A 1,101-nucleotide genomic window follows, 5' to 3' on the forward strand; every position below is an offset into this window, starting at 1 on the left:
TACTCGGCACCTTCGGTGCCGGCTACGCAGTGCACCGGCCAGGTGTCGACGAAGTCGGGCTCGCCGGCGGCGAAGTGTCCGCCGTTGTCACCGTCGGCGTCGTGCCAGTCGCGCGAGGCGACGATCAATGCGTACTGATCTGCGGAGGCGGCCAGGTGCCGGCTGATCGCGACCGCGACCGCGTCACCCCCGGCGACCCCGAGCGCCCCACCCTCGGTGAAGTCATTCTGCACGTCGACGATGAACAGCGCCTTACCCATGCGCCGAGCCTACGCCGACCGGTCGCGTGCCGGCGGCAGCACCACGAGGGGCCACGGATCAGCCGCAGCCCCTGCGTGCATAACGTCGCCATTGCGGCCGCGCACGGGATCCGGGCCGCCGCCGGAGGGGTTTCGCGGCCTGATCGGCGACGTTGTGCACGGCTGTCGCCCGCGACGGGCTCGCCACGGCCCACCGTCGCCGAGATGCGGCGATCTGCCGACATGCGGATGGAATCCCGGCATCCCGTCGCCGAGATGCGGCGATCTGCCGACATGCGGATGGAATCCCGGCATCCATCCTCATTCCGGCAGATCTCCTCTGCCGGGCAGCGGCGCGCCTGCCGGGCAGCGCCGCGCCCGCCGGGCAGCGCCGCGCCCGCCGGGCGTGCCGGTGTCAGCGCCGCGCCCGCCGGGAACGCACGAGGGGCCACGGCATCAGCCGCGGCCCCTCGTGCACAACGTCGCCAGGGTCAGCGCCGGCGCAGCGACCGCCGTGTCACCGACCGCTCACCCGTTTTGGCGACCTTCTGCTCGACGGCGCGGACGCCGGCGGCGGTGTCGACGGCAACCGCGGCCACCCCCTTCTGCTCGACGGCGCGGACGCCGGCGGCGGTGTCGACCGCGACCGCTGCCAGGTCGTCATCCCCAGGGCGCGCACTCCCCCGCGCGGGAGCCGCGACGGGACCACCCTCGCTGGGACTCATCGCCAGCCGACGCGAACCGCCCGGGTCGTTGCGCCACAGCTTCGACGGCCACCAGATCGCACGGCCGATGTCGAACGACAGGGCCGGCACCAGCAGCGAGCGCACCACGAACGTGTCGAGCAGCACACCGAACGCGA

General features: G+C 73.4%; 1 protein-coding gene and 1 pseudogene. Both read right to left on the reverse strand.

Annotated elements, in window-relative coordinates; genetic code table 11:
- Positions 1-260: pseudogene (locus tag NQ160_RS24110) on the reverse strand (isochorismatase family protein); the annotation flags it as partial.
- A 470-nt stretch (positions 261-730) separates the two neighbouring features.
- Positions 731-1,101: hypothetical protein (locus tag NQ160_RS24115; protein ID WP_257517498.1), on the reverse strand; the 371-nt coding region annotated here is incomplete at its 5' end.

It is taken from the genome of Microbacterium sp. zg.Y909 (assembly GCF_024626565.1).